The 19,654-nt window shown below is 37.1% G+C and carries 13 protein-coding genes; 11 read left to right on the top strand and 2 right to left on the bottom strand.

Features of this window, described 5'->3' with window-relative positions:
- Nucleotides 1–10: 10 nt before the first annotated feature.
- The 5 genes from Bovatus_RS20875 to Bovatus_RS20855 all read left to right on the top strand — a co-directional run bounded on the left by Bovatus_RS20875 (nt 11) and on the right by Bovatus_RS20855 (nt 6,981).
- Nucleotides 11–1,633 (top strand): SusD/RagB family nutrient-binding outer membrane lipoprotein, encoded by a 1,623-nt coding sequence (locus Bovatus_RS20875; protein ID WP_004301369.1) that lies wholly within the window; start codon nt 11–13, stop codon nt 1,631–1,633.
- A gap of 99 nt (nt 1,634–1,732) precedes the next feature.
- Complete coding sequence (locus Bovatus_RS20870) at nt 1,733–2,818, top strand: glycoside hydrolase family 18 (RefSeq protein WP_004301368.1); 1,086 nt, start codon at nt 1,733–1,735, stop codon at nt 2,816–2,818.
- 11 nt (nt 2,819–2,829) lie between these two features.
- A complete protein-coding gene (locus Bovatus_RS20865) occupies nt 2,830–3,996 on the top strand; it encodes a DUF1735 and LamG domain-containing protein (protein ID WP_004301367.1) in 1,167 nt (388 codons plus the stop codon).
- 25 nt (nt 3,997–4,021) lie between these two features.
- Complete coding sequence (locus tag Bovatus_RS20860) at nt 4,022–5,446, top strand: BT_3987 domain-containing protein (RefSeq protein ID WP_004301366.1); 1,425 nt, start codon at nt 4,022–4,024, stop codon at nt 5,444–5,446.
- A 32-nt stretch (nt 5,447–5,478) separates the two neighbouring features.
- Nucleotides 5,479–6,981, top strand: coding sequence for a BACON domain-containing protein (locus Bovatus_RS20855; RefSeq protein ID WP_004301365.1), 1,503 nt, complete (start codon nt 5,479–5,481; stop codon nt 6,979–6,981).
- A 267-nt stretch (nt 6,982–7,248) separates the two neighbouring features.
- On the opposite strand, the gene Bovatus_RS20850 is transcribed toward Bovatus_RS20855, so the two are convergent.
- Entirely contained in the window at nt 7,249–8,667 is a 1,419-nt protein-coding gene (locus tag Bovatus_RS20850; protein ID WP_004301364.1) for an ATP-dependent DNA helicase, read from the bottom strand.
- Between the two features lie 95 nt (nt 8,668–8,762).
- Between Bovatus_RS20850 and Bovatus_RS20845 the strand changes: the two genes are divergently transcribed.
- The 6 genes from Bovatus_RS20845 to Bovatus_RS20820 all read left to right on the top strand — a co-directional run bounded on the left by Bovatus_RS20845 (nt 8,763) and on the right by Bovatus_RS20820 (nt 16,517).
- On the top strand, nt 8,763–9,449 hold the full coding sequence (locus Bovatus_RS20845) for a hypothetical protein (RefSeq protein WP_004301363.1): 687 nt from the start codon (nt 8,763–8,765) through the stop codon (nt 9,447–9,449).
- Nucleotides 9,449–10,219 (top strand): DUF3822 family protein, encoded by a 771-nt coding sequence (locus tag Bovatus_RS20840; protein WP_004301362.1) that lies wholly within the window; start codon nt 9,449–9,451, stop codon nt 10,217–10,219. The genes Bovatus_RS20845 and Bovatus_RS20840 overlap by 1 nt, the downstream gene beginning before the upstream one ends.
- A 225-nt stretch (nt 10,220–10,444) precedes the next feature.
- Nucleotides 10,445–11,503 (top strand): site-specific integrase, encoded by a 1,059-nt coding sequence (locus Bovatus_RS20835; RefSeq protein ID WP_004301361.1) that lies wholly within the window; start codon nt 10,445–10,447, stop codon nt 11,501–11,503.
- A gap of 200 nt (nt 11,504–11,703) precedes the next feature.
- Entirely contained in the window at nt 11,704–12,978 is a 1,275-nt protein-coding gene (locus tag Bovatus_RS20830; RefSeq protein WP_004301360.1) for a DNA adenine methylase, read from the top strand.
- Nucleotide 12,979: 1 nt separating this feature from the next.
- A complete protein-coding gene (locus Bovatus_RS20825) occupies nt 12,980–15,262 on the top strand; it encodes an ATP-binding protein (RefSeq protein ID WP_016272703.1) in 2,283 nt (760 codons plus the stop codon).
- Complete coding sequence (locus Bovatus_RS20820; RefSeq protein WP_004301358.1) at nt 15,252–16,517, top strand: hypothetical protein; 1,266 nt, start codon at nt 15,252–15,254, stop codon at nt 16,515–16,517. The genes Bovatus_RS20825 and Bovatus_RS20820 overlap by 11 nt, the downstream gene beginning before the upstream one ends.
- Nucleotides 16,518–16,661: 144 nt before the next feature.
- Here the strand turns inward: Bovatus_RS20820 and Bovatus_RS20815 are convergent, their stop codons facing one another.
- Nucleotides 16,662–19,460, bottom strand: coding sequence for an Eco57I restriction-modification methylase domain-containing protein (locus Bovatus_RS20815; RefSeq protein WP_224440814.1), 2,799 nt, complete (start codon nt 19,458–19,460; stop codon nt 16,662–16,664).
- Nucleotides 19,461–19,654 lie beyond the last annotated feature (194 nt).

Here is a 19,654-nt window from a genome sequence, read left to right as displayed (position 1 = left end):
AACGGAAAAGATGAAGAAAAATACAATAATACAGTTTATAGCCACTGGTATGTTTCTTTTCGGTGCAACTGCATGTACAGGAAACTTTGAAGATTACAATAAAAATCCTCATGAACCAGACCAAAATGACATGGGAGTAGATTGGTATTTGGTAAGATCATTAGCTCTTAATTTACAAGATTTGATGATGCCAGAACAAGAGAACTTTTCTCAATATGTAGACTGTTTGATGGCAGGAGCATTTTCGGGATATGTAGCAGACTCCAATTTGGGTACAGGCTGGTCTGGTCGTTACGCAACTTATAATCCTTCAGACGATTGGAAAAAAATTCCATTCAATGATTTTTATTCAAAGTTTTATCCTGATTACTTCAATTTGAAAAATCAAAGCGATGATGAACTTTTCTTATCGTTGGCCGAGTTATATCGTATCGTCGTAATGTTACGTGTAACAGATACATATGGTCCCATCCCTTATTCAAAAGTAGGTGCAGCTAATGCGATCAAATCCCCTTATGATTCTCAGCAAGCTGTCTATGCCAAAATGCTAGAAGATTTGGATAATATTATTACAGTATTAGGAAAGTTTGGCAACCAAAGCTTCAGCTCAAGTGCTGATAGAATTTATAATGGCAATACATCAGCATGGTATAAGTTTGCCAACTCTTTGAAGCTAAGAATGGCGATGCGTACTTGCTATGTAGCAGGATTTAACGTGAATGGAAAAACATCACAGCAATTGGCTGAAGAAGCTGTAGCAGCAGGTGTTATGACTGCTGCAACTGATGGCGCTTATCGTAAAGTTGCCGATCATAATCCATGGCAACGTTTTATGGTACTATGGTCAGATGCACGAATTTCAGCGGATTTAACCTGCTACATGAATGCATACAACGATCCTCGTCGCGAAGCATATTATGATAAAAGTACTTTTGGCACCGTGTCGGGAAATGCATATACTGGAGAAGAAAGTTATGTAGGTTTACGTCGGGGTATTCTGCAAGGACAATATAACTCCTGGTCACAAGGCTCTTCTTGTATGAAAGTCACTACGAGTGATAATATAGTTGTGTTCCGTGCATCAGAAGTCGCTTTCTTGCGTGCTGAAGGAGCTCTTCGTAACTGGAACATGGGAGGAACAGCTAAAGACTTCTATGAGGAAGGAATCCGTTTGTCGTTTGAAGAAAACGGAATTACCAGTGGAGTCGAAAATTATCTTGCAAGTACGGGAAAAGTAGAAGCATATAAAGATCCACTGAAAGGACAAAGTGCCCAAACTTATGATTACTCTGGAGCTATTAATACAAATGTAACTGTGGCATGGTCTGGAGGTGATTTTGAAAAAAGCTTAGAACAGATTATTACTCAAAAATGGATTGCAAACTTTCCAAATGGTATGGAATCATGGACTGAGTACCGTCGTACAGGCTATCCTAAATTAATGCCAATGGCAGCAAATGCAAGTGGAGGAATTGTTAATGATGCGGAAGGTGCACGACGCATGCCATATCCAACTGATGAATATCGTGAAAATAGAGAAAGCGTAGAAGCAGCAGTTGCGACATTGACACAAGAGTCCAAGACTAAAAGAGGAGATACGATGGCAACTCACGTATGGTGGGACTGTAAATAAATCAACCAATGAGTAACAAAAAATAAAAATATATACCAAGTACTTAGAGTACTTAGTATATTAAATTATACAAATAAAATTACCTTAATTATAGCATATATGAGAAGAAAAATAAAATATCTCATGCCTGTAATGCTGGCATGTTCTATGATGCAGTTCTCGTGTTCTGACTGGACAGATCCAGAAAGCATCAATATACATACTCCTTCTATGGAGGAACAAAATCCGGAACTTTATGCTCAATACCTGGAATCTCTCAACAACTTTAAAGCAACAGACCATCAGGTAGTAATTGTTTCAGTTAATAATGTAAGTACTGTAACAACCTCACGCAGTCAACATCTTACTGATATGCCTGACAGTCTCGACTATATTTGTCTAAACAATACAATGGAAGTAAATCAGGCAAATATATCTGAGATGAAGGAAGTACGTCGATTGGGTACAAAAGTATTGGGATTAGTTGATTTCGATGCTATAGAAAGTGCATGGAAAAAGATTCTTGAAGAAGAAGCAGCCAACGCTGTACCTAATCCCGAATCTGATGAAACAGAAAATGGAGAAGAAGGAGAAGAGACTGTCGACGATGCAACACGTTTTATTGAATACTGCAAAAGTGAGATCACTAAACAAATCGCCGCAAGTAACGCTTTAGATGTAGATGGAATTGTAGTGAATTATACAGGCTTCGACCTCAATTCGCTTGTTGAAGAGAATGAAATTGCCGCTGAAACAGCACGTCAAGGAGCATTCTTTGACGCGGTAGCTAACTGGAAAGTTGCGAATACTAATAAGGACTTGCTTTTCAAAGGTTACCCGCAGAACGTTATTGGTAAAAGTCTGCTTTCTGATTGTAAATACATCATTGTCAATGCGCATGGAGCAAAAAACCAATACGAGATGTCTTATCTCATACTCATGGCATCAGCAAAAAACGTACCAACCGACCGCTTCATCATGGGAGTAACAACGCCTTATCTTACCAATTCGGGGAGTTACAATGGTGAACTCGGAGATGGCTCATCTGCCATCATTGGAGCTGCTCAATGGGCAGTGGCAAAGACGCCTGACTACACCAAAGCTGGAATTTCAATTGATGCAGCGGAAAAAGACTATTTTAATGCCAGCAATGTATACCCAACCTTAAAAGAAGCTATAAGTATATTGAGTCCAACCGTTAAATAAAAAACTGCCTTATGAAATTAAACAATTTAATATTTACAGCTCTTGCCGGTTTCTCAATAATTCTTGCCGGTTGCCAGAACAACGATGAAAATGAACAGCATTATGACAATAAACTCTTCATTTCGGCATCGAACTTTACTAAGGAAATACTGTTCAAAGCTGGTGATACAAATGTAGAAACTGGTCTTTCAGTAGCCATAGCAAAGCCTGAAGAACATGATATCAAAGTGACTATGTCACCTGCTCCCGAACTTTTATCAACTTATAAACTGGCATATTACGATGAAACTGCAGTACTTCTTTCTGAAGAACATTATTCAATGCCAGAAACTTCGACTACCATCAAATCAGGTAGTATAGTTAGTCCAGAATTGCCTATTGAATTCATTAATACAGGAGAACTTGATATCAAAACCACTTATGTGCTTCCAGTCACTATTAAATCAGTGGAAGGAATCGGCGTTTTGCAAAGTGCTAAGACATATTATTATGTATTCCGCGGAGCATCACTTATTAATGTGGTATGTAATATCAGTCGTAATCGTGCTTATCCGGACTTCAAGAATGACTCCAAATTCAATAATCTAACGGAGAATACGATGGAGATACTGTTCAAGGCCAATTCATTCCCTAATACTCTGAACACGTTGATGGGTATCGAAAGCAATTATTTGCTCCGTATCGGTGACGCAACCATTCCGAATAACCAACTTCAAGTAGCTACTTCTGTTAACAATTGTACAAGCGCAGACCTTCAACTTGAAAGTGGCAAGTGGTATCATGTAGCTGTCGCATTCAATAAAGGTAATGTCAAAGTATATATCAATGGCGTAGAAAAGCTTTCCGGTTCAACGGGAAAGAGTTCTGTTAGTCTTGGTGCTAAACATACCAATGAGGAAGACGGCTCACGTTGTTTCTGGGTAGGTTATTCCTATAAAGATGACCGCTATTTTGATGGCGTCGTTTCCGAAGTACGAATCTGGAATCGTGCATTAACAGCAGAAGAAATTCAGGCAACAAATCACTTCTACACAATAGAACCTGAATCGGAAGGGCTCATTGCATATTGGAAATTCGACGAAGGTTCGGGTACAGTAGCTAAAGATTACAGCGTGAGTGGCTATGATTTGACAATCGAAAAAGAACCTAAATGGGAATCTGTTTCATTGCCTCAATAATAAATCATTTAACTAAGAATTGAATATGAATATGATAAACAATATCAAATATGCTTTCCTGCCAGTGGTAATGTTCACTATGGCAACCTTCACATCTTGTGAGGAAGACATTGAAATAGGAAACAAGATAGATGAATCTTCTTATTTGGCATCGACTCAACTGAGCGGATTATTATTGGACGAAAATACGAATAAAAACAGTTCGGTAATCGAGCTCCGAAATAATGAATATAGCACTAATGTGGTATTCCGTCTTTCTAAACTACCTCAAAAAGGAGTAGATGTTCAAATAGCTGTCGAGGAATCATATGCAGCTATATACAACACTATCCATGAAACGGATTTCGAAGTGTTTCCTGCCGCTAATGTGAAAATCGCAAATAATGGTACTTTTGTACTTGCCCCAGATGATAAAGTTACCCCAAGCGTGAAAGTTACACTGACTGCGTTTGATGGAATGGAAGAGGATAAAACCTACATAGTACCTTTGACAGTAACATCTTCTACTGAAGGAGTAACATTTACTGAAACGTCCAAGCATATGGTGCTTCTCGTTCAAGATTATCGCAACAAACCTAATACTAACAAAGGAGAAGATGCGGTACAAACAGTTCTTTATTTCGAAGTTAATGATACTAACCCGCTCAATGCCCTTGAGTTTCTGACTGAAAGTGGTAAATATTTTTTCGACCATATCGTACTTTTTGCTGCTAATATCAATTGGGATCCAGAGAAACAACGAGTATATTTAGCGAACAATGAAAATGTTCAATTCTTGCTCGACAATAATGATAAGTATCTACAACCATTGCGTAAAGCTGGTATGAAAATTATTATCAGCATCCTTGGTAATCATGACGAAGCTGGTGTCGCTCAACTTTCGGATATGGGAGCTAGGGAATTCGCCCGGGAACTGGCAGCTTATTGCCGTGCTTATAATCTGGACGGCGTCGCTTTCGATGACGAATATTCGAACTCACCAGACCTTTCAAACCCCTGGCTTGCAAGCCCATCAGCTTATGCAGGTTCACGATTAATGTATGAATGTAAAGCTGTCATGCCGGAAAAAATTGTCTCGCTCTATAACCTTGGCAACATGTATTCAAGTAGTCTCCAAGTTATCGATGGTATCGAACCTGGTCAGTATTGCGATTATGCTGTAGCTGACTATGGTGGTGCTGCTGGGCCAGGTACCGGTATGACATTGAAACAGTGTGCTGGTATGTCAATAGAACTAAGACGAGGCAGTGGCAACTCAAGTGAATCTACAGCGCGTTCTAGAAAAGAAGCTGGTTATGGATACTACATGTTCTTCGCACTTGACCCATCATTATATGGTTCACAAGTATATAGATGCCAATCCGTTTGTAAAGGTTTGTACGATGAAACATTAGTTTATCCAAGTTACTATTATAAAAAGAATAGTACAGAACGTGAAGCTATTAACTGATTAATGTATATTTTACCTTAAAAAGAATAGATATGAAATTATTTAAGAATTTAATGATAGTGTTATCGGTATCCCTCCTACTATGGGGTTGTTCTGATGATGATGAATCAATCAATAATGGTAATTCAACAATCTCACTATCGACCAATATACTCCAAGTGGATAAAAATGGAGGGGATGCTACAGTTACTGTAACAAGCTCCGATAACTGGCGGTTGTCAGGAATATGTGATTGGGCACATCCGTCAATAACTTCAGGTAAAGATGGTGATGTAGTTACTTTTACCATCGATCCTAACAAATTAGATGAAAAGCGTACTGCAACCTTCAAGTTTTTCACAGGTTCTTCAGTTGTGCCACTACAAGTAGAGTCTCAACCTGCATATATAATGGATTTACTTTCTGACGAAGCTCTTTCTATTACTAAAGAAAAAAGTACTGTGAGAATTCAACTTAATACTAATGTGGCCGACCCAACGATAACATATAGTGACGGTGGTGAAGAGTGGCTGACATTCGATAGACGTAATGAATTCGGTGGCAAAGTAACTTTATCATTCACTGCTGCCGAGAACAAGACATATAAAGATCGTAGTACAAAAATTACAATCTCAAGCCCACTCGTTACTGAAAGTGTCAATGTAGATATTAATCAAAAACAAACAGATGCAATTATCACCGAAAGTAACACTTTAACATATGATCTAACAGCACGAACTATCTCTTTTAAAGTGAAATACAACGTCAATTACGCTATTTCCATAACAAAAGGGAAAGATTGGATTACTGATCAATCAATTTCCGAACCACAAAAAGGCGATGATGGTTTGACTACGGTTACTGTTACTTATAAACTATCCGCATCACCAGCTTCGCGTGGAGGTACAATTCATATTGCCCAAACCAGTGGTACATTAGTAAAAGATATTGCTATTGTTCAAAAAGATCCGGACGCCAGCCCTGTGGAAATTCCAGATGCCGTTCTTCGAGCACTTTGTATATCTAACGGTTGGGCTCTCCCTATTGATGATACCAAATGTATTATTCTTGAAGAAGGATTAAACGCAACTTCATTCTCTAACACCTCATACTCTAACCAGATTAAAGATTTAACCGGAATAGAGTATTTCCCTAACCTGACTTCATTACGTTTAGGTTATTGTTCAAACATGAAAAAGCTTGATATTTCAGGTTTACATAAGGTATCATCACTCACATTTAATAGCCCTACTATTTGTGAAGAGTATAATTTGGGAGATAATCCAATTACTAGTTTCAATGCAGGAGGTAGCTATGTTTATTCGGAGGCAGAAAGTCTTAAAGTCATCAGTAGTAAACTTGAGTCTTTGGATTTAAGTCTTGTTTCCTGGTATACAAGTTATGATTATGTTACGTCAATTGATGCTTCGGAATGTCCAGCATTAACAAACTTAAACGCCAATCGTAGCAGCAAAATTAAGACTCTTTATTTAAAGACTGGTCAAGTGATACCAAAGTTAACTAAGAATGATGCAACTACTATTGTTTACAAATAATTAATATATAGAGAAATAATTTATAGAGAATCCCTTTATTTACTCTTTCCAAATCTGTGAATAGAGTCAAATAAAGGGATTATTGCTATCTATTTTTATCTAATGCTAGCTCTTATCTTAAAATACTCTTTTCATCTATAAACAAACCACAACCAGTACTCAAAGACCTTTTTGAATCCAACAATATTGAAATCAACTGATTATATAATCAATGTAACCTTAAAACTCTAAATCATATAAAGATTAAGAGTCATTCAAAAAACAAAACTATTCCACCTGCTCTTTCGGGTAATTCACCAAATACAGTGTCTTTGTCGCCCGAGTAAAAGCTGTATACAACCACCGGAAATAATCCGGAGTCAAATACTCATCTGTCATATACCCCTGATCTAAAAACACATTCTGCCACTGTCCGCCTTGCGCTTTATGACAGGTTATTGCGTATGCATATTTCACCTGCAAAGCATTGTAATGCGGATCGGCTTTCATCTTTTTCATCCGGTCTCTTTTGTTTGGAATATCTATATAATCCTCAAGTACCGTATAGAACAATCGGTCATTGTCTTCTTTCGGCAATGCAGGTGAGTCCGAATGTAAAGTGTCTAATAATAGATTCGCATCCAATTCAAAATCATTCTGATCAGGAAAGCGGAGAGTAACTTCGGCAAAACGAAAACCATATATTTCACGAGTTCGACGAACACGCCGGACAACTGCAATTTCTCCATTAGCTATAAAATCCATCTCCTTATATTTCTCCGTCCAATAGTAATTATTTTTGGCTATCATCAACATATCTCCTGTATTCAATTCATCTTCACGCCAAAGAATTTGAGCACGTATTCCATTGTTATATAGGTTTGCACGTTTATTGGAACGACAGACAACAATCGTCTCATCCATACCATCATGATCGTAGCAATTAGTTAGTTCCTCTATCAGTTCAGTTCCCGGCACCAGTTTAATATCAGGAAAACCTGCTATTTTTATCTTAGGCAGAGAATAACAATCATCCTCTGCTATCAATTGCCCCAACTGTGTGGCATTCCATAATATTCCGGATTCTTGCACCTGACGGACTACTTGAGTAAGATCAATCTCACGTACTTCAAGTCCATACCCCTTCAATGCATCGGAAAAAAGTGCCGGGCTTAACTCCTCTCCTACCGGAGGAAGCTGCGCGGTATCACCCATTAACAAGAGACGACATCCCTGTCCTGAATAAACAAATTGCACCAAATCATCCAATAAACGTCCTGTTCCAAACATACTGCCCGACAGTCCTTCGTTTGAAATCATGGAAGCCTCGTCGACAATAAACAATGTATTGGTAGCTAAATTGTCATTGATCGAAAAGTTACTAAGTTCATTAGAAAAAGATTGTTGTCTATATATTTTTTTATGAATAGTAAAAGCCGGATGTCCTGCATACACTGAAAAAACTTTTGCCGCACGTCCTGTAGGAGCCAACAATACAGATTTCTGCTGCAGCTGATCCATCGTTTTCACCAATGCCCCTACCAACGATGTTTTACCAGTACCAGCATACCCTCTTAAGATAAAGACTTCATCTGCCAGTGTGGACAGCAGAAACTCTGAAAGAGATTTTACAGCAATTTCCTGCTCTAAAGTTGGCTGATAAGGAAAATTTTCCTTAATTTGCCTTTCTAAATAGTTATTTATCATTTTTGTACGAGAAAAAAGTTCGAGGAACTATCGTATTTAAATTTATTTATTCTATTTTTGCGATGCGAATATAACAACTAAAAACATAATTTATCATGAAAACAGTATTTAATATTGTATTGGTGCTTTGTGCTGCTGCACTGATTTACATCTGTTACACCAGCATTATGGGTCCTATCAATTTTGAAAACGCAAAAAAAGAAAGAGAAAAAGCAGTCATTGCCCGTTTGATCGACATCCGTAAGGCACAGCAGGAATACCGTTCGCTGCACCGCGGAATGTATGCACCCAAATTAGACACACTGATTGATTTCGTTAAAAATCAAAAATTGCCGTTCGTTATGAAGATGGGAATGTTAACTGACAAGCAATTGGAAGACGGACTGACTGAAAAGAAAGCCATGGCTATCATCGAAAAAGCAAAGAAAACCGGTAGATACGATGAAGTTAAGAAATGGGGACTTGAAAACTTCAAACGTGACACTATGTGGGTAGCTGTATTGGATACTATCTATCCAAAAGGATTCAATGCCGACTCTATGAAATATATTCCTCACGGAAATGGTGCTCAATTCGAAATGAACGTGAAAAATGACACTGCCAAGTCTGGTGCTCCAGTATATTTGTTCGAAGTGAAAGCTCCATACGAAACTTATTTGAGCGGACTTGACAAACAAGAAATCATCAACCTAAAAGACCTGGATTCTAAACTAGGCAAATATAGCGGCTTGATGGTAGGTTCTATCGATACTCCAAACAATGGTGCTGGTAACTGGGAATAATGATTGATTTTACTAAATCAAAACAATATACTTTATCCATCCGTCTTAGTACGGATGGATTTTCTTTTTCTATCTATAACCCGATTCATGACGATTCGCTTTCAATAATAGAGAAAGAGATAGACACATCTCTATCCCTTACAGCCAATCTAAAGGCGGTCTTTCACGAATCGGACTTCCTAAATCATCCTTACAAACGGGTAAATATAATGATGGCAAGCAAGCGTTTTACAATTGCGCCATTAGACTTATTTGAAGAGGGACAGGCGGAACTTCTGTTTTATCATAATCATCAGAAAAGAGAAAACGAAACGGTACTCTATAATATTCTAAGAAAGAATAATGTAGCTGTCATCTTCGGCATAGACAAAAGCGCACAGACCTTTTTGAATGAACAATATCCCGAAGCTCGTTTCTATTCTCAATCTACTCCATTCATCGATTATTTTTCTGTAAAAAGCAGATTGGGAAACAGTAAGAAGATGTATGCTTCTGTACGCAAAGACGGTATTGACATCTATTGTTTTGAACGAGGACATCTGCTTCTGGCCAATTCCTTTGAATGTACGCACACAGAAGACCGTATTTACTATTTATTGTACGCCTGGAAACAATTGGAGTTTAATCAGGAACGGGATGAGTTACACCTAACCGGAATACTTCCGGAGAAAGACGTTTTAATGAATGAATTGAAAAAGTTTATCCTACAGGTATTCATCATGAATCCTGCAACTAATATTGACATGCAAGCCTTATTAACATGCGAGTAATCAGCGGAACAGTATTTCAACCAATGAAAACAAGAGATAATAAACAGACAAAAACAAGATAATAAAACACTATTTTTCAACACATTACCAATCATCAAAGCGTATCTAAAAAGGTACGCTTATTTTCTTTTAGTTAGTTAGTCTTTAGCTTTAATTTGTTACTGGTTTGTTACTCAAATTAGAAAGAAACTATTATCTTTGTTGCAGGTAACAAATTAAAGACGTATGAAAAAGCAGATTAAAGTCAAAGAGCCGATCCGGCTACGGACTAAAAAACTATCAAATGGGAACGAATCTTTGTATCTAGACATCTACACAGATGGAAAGCGTGACTATGAGTTTTTAAAACTCTATATTATCCAAGAACGTACTAAAGAGGATAAAGAAAAAAACACCCAGACGCTTAAACTGGCAAATGCCATCAAATCAAAGCGTATCGTAGAACTACAAAACGAAGAACACGGATTTAGAACAAGCTCTGTTAAGTCTAAAGCTAATATCATTAACTATATTGATTCTTTTGTAGAAAACCTACCTAAAGACACAAAAGGATATAACGGGTATATCTGCACCATGCAAGGACTAAAATACCACCTTTCAAAGTACAAAGGTGAAAATATCACTTTCAAAGATATAGACCGGAAATTTCTTGCAGGATTCACCGAGTATCTGAAAGTCGCCAAAGTATCAACAAAAGCAGTAAAAGAGAGTGATCGAACATTAGCGCAGGGGACACAATGGAACTACTTCAACAAATTAAATCTATTACTCAACAAAGCCGAGAGAGAAGAAATAATACCATTTAATCCAGTGGATAGGCTAGAGAAAGGAGAAAGACCACAACGCGCAGACCCTAGATGTACATTCCTTGTATTAGATGAAGTTAAGCGATTAGCAGATACACCGTTTAGAATGGATAAATTAAAGCGCGCTTTTCTTTTTGCCTGCTTATGTGGATTAAGAATTAGCGATGTCCGGTCTTTACAATGGAACAGCTTCCAACAGGACAGCAAAGGAAATACCATCGCAAAATTAACCCAAAAGAAAACGAAAAGCATCTTATATTTGCCGATTAGCCCGGAAGCCCTTAAACAACTTCCACCCAAAGGAAACGATGTAGATTTAGTTTTTGGCAAGCTACCGGATAATAGCTATATAGATAAACTTCTTAAGATTTGGGCTAAAGATGCAAGAATAACAAAGAATCTGACTTTTCACGTAAGAAGGCATATCCAATCCTCTTTCATACTGAAAACAAACAACTTGCAAAGATTAGCAGCTTAACAGCTAACGATTTAGAAACGAGCGAAGTTCCGTATTTTACTTCGTTTTGCATTAAATCAAAAGAACGCCTTTAGTAAGACGCAAAAATAGTAATTTAATTACATATGGGCAAATTGTTCCCCTGCAAATTTGATTAGTCAAGGACTTTTTGTATCTTTGCCCCTATATTTGGTATATTGTATATAATAGCAAAAGCAAGAATGAATGTAACACTGGAAAATTATCGCTCTCTTGACTTTGATACAATTAGTGTCAAAGAAGAATGGAATATGCCGGCAGAACGAGAAAGGCGTATGCATAGTATACATGCATATCCAGCTAAATTTCCTGCATTTATTACTACAAAAGCAATCCATAAAGCTGAGGAATACAATATATCAGTCAAAACTGTGGCAGATATTTTCTGTGGTTGTGGTACGGTAGCATTTGAAACCGTAAGGAGCGGCAAACATTTTTGGGGATGTGATATAAATCCTGTAGCAACATTGATTGCAGAAACTAAGAGTAATGTATACCAAGATAAACAATTGAAAGATATTTTTGACCAAATAATAGCTGTGTACAAAACGAGTGGCGTAGATAAAAGCAATCGCATTTATTCTAATGAGCGTATTCGCTACTGGTTTGATGAAGCGCACATTGATGACCTTTTAAAACTTAGGTCTGCAATATATCAGGTTACAAATGACGGATTGTATCGCAATTTCTTTCTGTGTGCCTTTTCTAATATACTAAAATCTTGTTCACGATGGCTTACAAAATCAATTAAGCCGCAAATTGATCCTAAAAAGCAACCCAAGGATGTGCTTTCTTCATATATATGCCAAGTAAATATGATGCGAAAAGCAAATATGGAAAATATAAATGAAGAATATGGAGAGGCAGATATTATAAGAAATAATATTTTGGATATCAATATTGATAAACCATTTACAGACTTGATTGTAACCAGTCCCCCATACGTAACTTCATATGAATATGCTGATTTACATCAATTATCAACGCTTTGGCTTGAATATACTGATGATTTCAGAGCACTCCGTGAGGGCACAATAGGAAGTTTGTATCATTCAAAAGAGTTTAATGAAAACCTGAAAAAACTAAACAATACAGGCCAAGACATAGTATTCAAGATGTATTCAATAGACAAAAGGAAGGCACGTTCTATTGCACAATATTACATCGACATGCAGTCAACTGTACATAAAGTAGCTGAAATGTTGAATACTAGAGGTGCCTGCCTGTTTGTTATAGGTAATACAGAGTATAAAGGAGTAAAGATTGATAATGCGAAGCATTTGACAGAATGTTTGTTAGCAGAAGGATTCGTCAATATAGAAGTAGATAGACGTAAAATTTCTAATAAAATACTTACCCCATATCGAGATACTAATGGGAAATTTGCCAGTATTAAAGGCAGTTGTAGGAAAGTCTATTCAGAGGAGTTTGTCATTTTTGCAAGAAAATGTAATTAGTATGGCTAAGAATGTAACAATCAGACCATTTGCACGGTTGTTAACCATGTTGGGTGATCAACTAATTAAGAACGAGCAGATTGCTGTTATTGAATTGATAAAAAATGCCTATGATGCAGATGCAGATTGGGTTAAGGTCTCTTTTGAGGGATTCACAGAGTCTTTAAATATTACTTCAGAATCTCGAATCATTATTGAAGATAATGGATGTGGCATGACATCTGAGAGGATTGAAAAGTCCTGGATGAGTCCGGCTACACCTAATAAGTTTTCTAAAGATGGATCAGAACGAAGGACTCCTAAATATAATCGTATCATTCAGGGAGAGAAAGGTATCGGTAGATACGCTATGCTAAAACTAGGCAAAACAGTAAATTTAACAACTAGACCCGCAAATTGGCTCTTAAATTCAAGAAGGGAATCCGAAAGTAATAAAGAATATACTTTGTGTTTTGATTTAAGCTCATATGATAGTGATTTTATAGACGGAGCCAAAGAAGGTAATGAAGGGCTCTATTTAGACGAATTAAATTTTAAATTAGAGGACCAATCTCCTAATGTGTTTGTGGAGCATGATGTTATTGTTAATAATTTAAAATTCAACAAATGTGAGAATATTCATGGAACTCGTATTGAGATATCAAATCTATCAGGTTCATGGTCTTTAGCAAAACTTAAGCCAATCAAAGATAGTTTTCTGAGATTTGGAGATTTATTTAATGAAGTAATAAGTTCGGATGAAAAGCAGAACAGTTTTACAATTGGATTATATCTCAACGGAACTACTTTGGTTAATGATGAAAAATCAAACGACATCACTTTACGTAATTTAATAGAGACACAAAGTGTCCTACAAATAACAAATGGACACTATTCTTCAGAATCAGGGTTATTCACATATAAACAAAATGGTATTATTAAATCTGTGAGTATCCAAGAAGATGCGTTGAGGGGGCTGAGTGTCTTTAGGAATCATTTTCAAGATAAAACAACAAAAATATTCCGCAAGGTTTCTGACTTTGGTAATTTTGAGTTTGATTTTTATGTTTTTGATTTGAACTCTAAAGATGAAACATCAAAATATTACCTACCCAAAGAGGCTAAATCCATTATTAAAGAGCACAGAATATACTTATTGCGTGATAATATTCGTGTTCTTCCTTATGGTGATCCTGACGATGACTGGTTACAAATAGAAGTACGCCGTGGAACAGTACGGGCTGGTGATTTTTTAAGTAATGATCAAATTGTTGGAAGAATCAAAATAACCAAATTCGGAAACCCGCATTTGAAAGATAAAACGAATAGAGAAGGGCTTATTGAAGAAGGGAATTACACAACAGATTTTATCTGTATAATTCAGAGTTTTTTGTCATATGTCCGAAACGGAGCTTATGCGATATATTTGTCCGATAAAGAAAAAAAATCTCAACTTGATAAAGTCAAAAGAGATGCAGTAGGTACAGAAATTTCTAATTTGCGAAATCAATTAAAAGATAACAAGCAAGCATTATCTCTTTTAGCGCAATTAGAAAATGCATATAAATCAGAAAACAAATATTTAAATTGTAGAGTTGAACGAACTGAATCATTAGCAGCAGTTGGTATCTCTGTAGAAACTGCCAGCCATGACATAATGATGATGTTAAACAAGGGGGTTGATGAGTTAAGATCATTATATGAAGATTCTTTACATTTGAATTTTGATTATTCTAATTTAACATCAGAACTTCAGAAATTGTATGGCGTATTTTCATATATCCAAAATCAAATGAAAGATATGCAGATGTTGTTTACATCGTCCAAACAAAGACGTCGTCAAATAAGAGTGAAAGATATTTTAGACAAGGTCATTGCTATATACAAGCGAACATTAACCGAATCTAAAATTAAATATAAGATAGATATTATTGGCTCCCCATTGGTTGCAAAGTGCACTGATGCAGATCTTTTACAATTGTTGATTAATCTCTTGGATAACGCTATTTATTGGCTAGAAGAAAAAGACAATAAAATAGTGATTATAACTTTAGATGGTAATAATTGTAAACTAATATTTTCTGATAACGGCCCGGGAATTAGAGATGAAGATAAACCATATATTTTCGATGCTTTTTACTCAGGGAAAGGTCAAGAGGGGCGTGGCTTAGGTTTGTATATTTCGAGAAAACTTATGGAGCGTAATGACTACTCTATTGAATTGGCAGACACAACCGAAGACGAAATTTTAACTGGTGCTAACTTCATTGTGAATTTTATAAAACAAGAGCGTAATGAATATTGAAGAACTTTTTTCTGGTATTGGAATGGTTGTCGATGATCAAGTATACAATCAAGATAGCAGTGACAAAATCATTCGTATTGTTGAGAATCTTGAATCAAAAGGATTCCCTTTGGTCAAATATGCAGATGTTCCAAATGTAAGTTTGGTCAATATTGCTAAATTTAGCTTTGTTTTGTTGGATTGGGAACTCGTTAGTATATCTGATGAAGAAGGCAATCCTATACCTCATGCATCAGAATTAGAAAAAAGTGCCAGAGCTTCCCTCCTCCAGTTTATAAAAAGAATTTTAAAAGATTGTTATTTACCCATTTTTATATTCAGTAATAGTGGAGTAGAAGATATAAAAAAAGAACTCCAAGATAATAAAATAGATGTTGATAATATACCCATTTTTATAAAAAGTAAATCAGATATCATTAGTGATGGGAATGTAAAAGTGATGGAAGTGATAAGTGCATGGATAGATGAAATGCCATCTATATATGTACTGAAAGTTTGGGCAAATGCTGTAGAAAGAGCCAAGACTCACACATTTCAGCAATTGGGCAATGCAAAATATTGGCCATTAGCAATATGGAAAACGGCAGAAGACGATTCGGTCAATCCCAATGAGGAACTTTTAGATGTCTTGACACAAAATATATTTGAGCGGATGCAGCCAATATCTATTGAAAAAGAGCAATTGTTCAAAATTGGTGAGATAAAATCTACTAAAGATGAAATGTTGAATGTCCTTCGAGCTCAACGATTAGAACTCAACCCAAGTAAGGATTCTTCTATGACTGGTGATATTTATAAATTAAAAGGAAAGTATTATTTAAATATTCGTCCAACATGTGATTGTGTAGGTCGAAAAGAGCATGAATGTACTGATTGCAAAAAAAAGAATTGTATTGAGTGTTCAAATGCTAACAAGGTTTATCTAATTAAATTCGAAGCATTAAAACAACAAGAAGAAAAAGACTTGTTTGAACATAAGTATGGAGTTTTCAAAGAACGAAATAATGAAGCTATTTTAGGACCTCTCATAGGCAACAAATTTTATCGCTTTAAATTTCAAGAAATAACAATAAAACTTTATTCTGATGTTAAAGAAAACAAGAAAGGTCGAATTTTACAACCATTCATAAGACATATAACAGAACGTTATGCACTATACATACAACGTCAGGCCTTACCGCGTATTCCTAGTCAGGCAATATCTGATGAGCATTCTGACCTTATATCAGATGATTGTAATAAAGAGTCGGGGTAGTTCAATACAATAAATTGAATTTCATCTCGGTCTTTAAGTGGATAATAAAATATATATCAATAGAGATAAATAGATTATTTACCAAAATTTGCCCGAAAAGGAGAATTTAATAAGTAGTCTTCTTTTGGGGCAAATTTGGGCATATTATTCTTTCGTTGCAAGCACATCTCTTATATGTTGTTGATTCTTTTCATCGATGCCAAATAATTCATAAAGTTGAGCATTTATATTACTGCTATAATCAACAATACCATTGTCATCCGAATAATTTAATAAATCTGGAACTTTCTTAGCTAAAGAGGTCAAAGATTCGTCAGTAAGCAAAAAAGCAAAGCGAATTATCTCGCTTGTTGCATATTTGAAGAAATTCTTGGCTTCTTGTTCTGTGGCAAATGTTTTCAATGCTACGCGAGAGCGACCAAATGCACTGTGGTTATCTACGATGGCAATTTGGTTGCTACGCTTTTGTCCTCCTGCATTTGCACTTGAAACGATGACTTTCCATCTGTTTAAGTGTTCACGCCCTGTTGTGATAACATCTTTATTTGCTATGTACCATTTGGCTCTACCACTCTTTCCTGCTTTGTCATTTGTGAAGAGTTTTATTTCTGATTCAGGATCATAATTGTCACCTTCGTGATAGTCTATCACTAGCATAGGATTCTTTTCTACGAAATCACTTTCGATAGAAAACAGACTACGAGGTAATATGGCATCATGCAAACATCCATATTTTATAATAGCGCAATTCAAAGAATCTGTGATTTCATTATCAAGTGGATTCAAAGAGAATAATTCTTCTTTCGGATTATTGGCTTCAATCGTCACCTCCTTACCTTTTTTAGAATAGACGTATCTAAATCCATTACTCTTCTTTTGCGTGTCTTTCATCACTATAGACAAACCATCAGCGATTCCAACTTCTTTGAATACATCTGTTGAATCAGGGAAGAATTTCAGAAAGCACAAATGTGGGTCATTGATTTGCGTAAACCCAAATTGTTCAAGCCCTTTTCCTGAACGATGAATCCACCTTGCACCGGGATAAATCAGTGAAGTGTATCTACCTAATTGGTCGCTTATTGTTTGAAAGTATTGGAATATACTAACACTAACTTTTTGCCCATTTGCAGTTTCTTTTTGTGCAACAACCTCTTGATACGGCGGATTCCCCACTATCGCATTGATTTTCATATTCTTTATTCCTGTTCTGTCCGTAATGAATTTATCTACCTGCTTGATAAAATGTTCCGGTTTGTTTTTGATTTGATTGATTAAGTCCTCGAAATATCGGGTGTTTACCTTCGCTTTACGGAAACCTATAAGGGTGCGTTTGGTGATGCTCTTTGCCATCGGAGTTTTACAGATGACGAAGATGTTTTCAGCCACCACCTTGTCCCATATACGCTGTTCATCCTCAATGCTTGACACCGAAAACAGGGAGTCCTTGAGCCTTGTACGGTAAATGCTGTATGCCATGTATAGAGGATATAATCCTGACTTGGAGTTGATTTCAAGGATATGGGAATCCGGGGCAAACACATTGGCAGTCACTTCGCCACGGTCGATGAAACGAGGTTCTGACAAAGTGGTTTCATACCCCTTTTCAAAAAAGTTATAACCGCCTAAACAATCCCCAAGGTGCATATTGACGACACGCCAAGGGGTAAGCACCGTTTCTTTGTCGGGATTGCGGAACGTGCTGAATATATCCGTGATGCGCTCAATGCGTTCCTCCACACTTAACTTGTCAGCAGCACGAGCCATGGCACGGATGCGCTTGCCTGCCGCACAGAATATTTCCGGGTCATAGTATTTCTTGATGCTGTTGAACTTCTGTTTGGTAACACCCTTGGGCATGAATTCCTCCCACGATTGCGGGTCGATGAGTGAAGCGAAGTTGTCAATCGTTATATCTTGACTCTCATCGCTCAACTCTGCACCGTAGATAAGCAATGGCATACGGATGGAGATACCCCGAAGAATGGATATGGCAGCCTCGCGGTTGTTCTTTTTCTTCTTCAACTCTTCAAGACGCTTCTTCTCTTCTTCCGTCAAAGGTTGCTTGTCCTTGCCCCTCTTCTTGGATTTCTTTTCAAGGTCTTCAAGTTCCTCGTATTGCTCATCGGTCAGCCCTTGGTTGTTGATGTCCACCTGATTGGTTTTGGGCATTGCCTTGGTCTGGCCGATAATCTTTTTCAGGTCATCAAACTCCTGCAATTCCAAGTCATTGAGCTTCATCAACTCGTCATTATACAGGCTCTTGTCCTCGAAACCGTTGCGGACAACCCTTTCCACATAAACACGTTTAAGTTGCTCCAACATCTTGGGTACATCGAACTGGCTCATCTTGGAGCCTTCGATGGAGATAATCGGACAGAAGTTCAGGAACTCACCCATAATCTTGCGGTCGTTGCCGCTGGTTTTTCCTGCCTTGGAAGAAATCTTTACAGTCTCGGCAATGACTTTCAGTGTCCTGTCGGGAGCAAAGTCAAACACATAACATTGTTCCTTGACACGTCCGTTGATGGTGGCAGGCGTCTGCACACGGAAGATGGTCTGCATATAACTTGATGCAGCGGTATTATAAGAGCCGGACAACATGAATACGCCCGTCCACGCCTTGACACTGACACCCGTGGTCAATCGTCCGCAGGACAAGGTAATGGTACGGGTGGCATCAGGGTCTTTGCCGATGGCTTCTTCCACCGCAACAAGCGCATCCTTGCTCTCTTCGTCCTCGTCACCGTCTCCTGCCACATTCACCACCTTGAAATGCTGGAATACAGGATGTGATTGCAGTAAAGCACTCATGGCACGAGCCTCCTTCACACCCGGCAACATCCATAGCGTATGACGGAAGATGTTGCGATATTCCTCGTTGGCAAACGGATAGCAACTATTCTTGTCCTCCTTGGAAATAAGATTCAAAAAAGCCTTCACATCTTTTTCATGAATAAAGTTTCCAGATTTACGCAGTATATATACAAAATGCAAACAACACCCAATAAAGTGATAATAAATAAGCTATAAATCAGTGTTTTATAAGCCTATTTTTATTTTCAGTTGTTTTCAGTACTTTCAGTGAATTGGCTCTTATTTGGTGCAATTTTGTTTCTTATTTGTTTCTTAATCTC

Source organism: Bacteroides ovatus, assembly GCF_001314995.1.
Taxonomy (GTDB): Bacteria; Bacteroidota; Bacteroidia; order Bacteroidales; family Bacteroidaceae; genus Bacteroides; species Bacteroides ovatus.
The sequence above is the reverse complement of the archived record's forward strand: the minus strand, read 5'-3'. Positions and strand labels throughout refer to the sequence as shown.